This window comes from Pseudomonas sp. HMWF006, from assembly GCF_003061205.1.
Lineage (GTDB): Bacteria > Pseudomonadota > Gammaproteobacteria > Pseudomonadales > Pseudomonadaceae > Aquipseudomonas > Aquipseudomonas monsensis.
Genome location: NZ_QAIU01000241.1, coordinates 1 through 2,235, shown reverse-complemented (window position 1 = coordinate 2,235; position 2,235 = coordinate 1). Strand labels below are relative to the sequence as shown.

At 60.2% G+C, this 2,235-nt stretch carries 2 protein-coding genes and 1 pseudogene; 1 reads left to right on the top strand and 2 read right to left on the bottom strand.

Features of this window, described 5'->3' with window-relative positions; translation table 11 throughout:
* A partial coding sequence (locus tag DBR24_RS09785; RefSeq protein WP_146189008.1) for a S9 family peptidase occupies window positions 1–1,523 on the top strand: 1,523 nt, incomplete at its 5' end.
* Window positions 1,524–1,671: 148 nt separating this feature from the next.
* On the opposite strand, the gene DBR24_RS09780 is transcribed toward DBR24_RS09785, so the two are convergent.
* Together DBR24_RS09780 and DBR24_RS09775 are read right to left on the bottom strand one after the other, a co-directional pair.
* Complete coding sequence (locus tag DBR24_RS09780) at window positions 1,672–1,830, bottom strand: YqaE/Pmp3 family membrane protein (protein WP_003228885.1); 159 nt, start codon at window positions 1,828–1,830, stop codon at window positions 1,672–1,674.
* Window positions 1,831–1,939: 109 nt separating this feature from the next.
* Window positions 1,940–2,077, bottom strand: a pseudogene (locus DBR24_RS09775) (helix-turn-helix domain-containing protein); the annotation flags it as partial.
* Window positions 2,078–2,235: the final 158 nt, after the last annotated feature.

The window sequence follows — 2,235 nt, the reverse complement described above, 5'->3', positions numbered from 1 at the left end:
TGTATCGACAGACCCTGGATGGCGCGCCTGAGGCGCTGACCTCAGGCGAGTGTCGTTATGGCGATCTGCATTTTGCTTTTGGCCAGGTTCTGGCGGTTGAAGAGTGGCGTGATCAACATCGGCTGGTAGCGATTGATCTGGCTGACGGCACGCGGCATGTGCTGGCTGAGGGCGCGGATTTTTATGCGGCGCCGATCATCAGTGCGGATGGCCGGCGCCTGGCCTGGATCGAGTGGAGCCGCCCGCATCAGCCTTGGACGTCGACGCGGTTGAAGGTGGCTGAGCGTTTGACCGATGGCACATTCGGAGCACCGCAATGCATTGCCGGCGCCGAGATTGAAGAGTCCATTCAACAACCGCGCTTCGATGCCGAAGGTCGCCTGTATTGCCTGACCGATCGCGCTGGATTCTGGCAACCGTGGGTAGAAACTGCCGACGGCTTGAGATCATTGCCCGCTGCGCCGGCCGATCATGCACCCGCGCCGTGGCAACTGGGCGGCTGCACCTGGCGCCCTGTCGAGCGTTCGTTTTTGGCGAGCTGGAGCGAAGGTGGTTTTGGTCGCCTGACCCTTGGCGACGACGACTTCACTGGCGACTACAGCCGCTTCCGTCATCTCGCTTTAGACGCACAATTTATCTACTGCATTGCCGCCTCGCCGATCAGTCCTTCGGCGGTCATCGCCATTGATCGGGCGACGCGCAAAGTGAACGTGTTGGCCGGCGGCGTGGCGCCTTTGCCTGCAGAACGCATCAGCCGCCCGCAAACCCTGCGCTACCCAAGCGGTTCGGGCGAAGCCCACGGGTTCTTTTATCCGGCCATGAGCAGCGAGACAAAACCAGCGCTGGTGGTGTTCATCCACGGCGGACCGACCTCGGCCTGCTACCCGATGCTCGACCCGCGCATTCAGTACTGGACGCAACGCGGCTTCGCCGTTGCCGATCTCAACTATCGCGGCAGCAGCGGCTATGGCCGCGAATACCGTCAGGCGTTGCATCTGAGTTGGGGTGAGGTGGATGTCGAGGATGCCTGCGCGGTGGTGGCGTATCTGGCCAAACAAGGTTTGATCGACGGCGAGCGCGCATTTATCCGCGGAGGCAGCGCCGGGGGCTACACCACGTTGTGCGCGCTGGCGTTTCAACAGGTGTTCCGCGCTGGCGCCAGCCTCTATGGCGTCAGCGACCCGGTGGCACTCGCCCGGGCGACCCACAAGTTCGAAGGTGATTATCTGGACTGGCTGATCGGCGATCCCGAGCAGGACGCCGAACGCTACGCTGCCCGCACACCCTTGCTGCACGCGAGCAACATTCGCGTGCCGGTGATTTTCTTTCAGGGAGAACTGGACGCCGTGGTTGTTCCGCAACAGACCCGCGACATGGTCACGACACTGGAGCAGAACGGCATCCCGGTCGAGGCGCATTATTACCCCGAAGAACGCCACGGCTTCCGCCGCGCCGCCAATCAGGCGCATGCGCTGGAACAGGAGTGGAAGTTTTATCGGCGGGTGATGGGATTGGCGGACTGAGCACCACGCCTGTTTAAAAATAGCGTCGACCCAATCGCGGGCAAGCCCGCTCCCACAGGTTCGCTGGTTTACACATAACTTGTGACCAACCTAAAACACTGGGGGAGCAGGCTTGCCCGCGATAGCTATCTATCTGGCACCGCTGAACTCAGCGCTTGGCGATGATGTACACCGCATGCACGATCCCCGGAATGTAGCCACACAGCGTCAGCAGAATGTTCAGCCAGAACGCCCCGCCGAACCCGACCTGCAGAAACACACCCAGTGGCGGCAACAGAATGGCGATGATGATGCGAATGAAGTCCATGGGTCAGCTCCTGAATGGGGGTTGGCTCACATGAGCCATACAAGCTAATCGACCTTTGCCGCTCGTCAGGGTTCAGTGCTAATCACGGTATCGGTATCCAACTGATAGCTCACCTAAGAATTTGCAGTCCGTGCTTCTGCACGATGCTCAGTAACTTCAGCGCCATGCCGCTGGGGTGTTGGTCTCCCGACTCCCATTGCTTGACTGTCGACGCGCTAGTGTTCAAGTAGCGAGCGAATACCGGCTGGCCCTGCTGGGGCTTTCTAAAAAACCATTCGCAGGACGAACGCTCAAGCACCAACGCTATCTGCAAAACCCGGCCACAAAAAAACGCCCCACGCCAAAAGAATCAGGCGTAGGGCGTGCGTTATACCGCGAGACGGTTCTGGAAATCGGGTAGGAAAC

Excerpts from the sequence above, each read along its gene's own strand:
- DBR24_RS09780 (WP_003228885.1), bottom strand. The coding sequence starts at position 1,830 with ATGGACTTCATTCGCATCATCATCGCCATTCTGTTGCCGCCACTGGGT.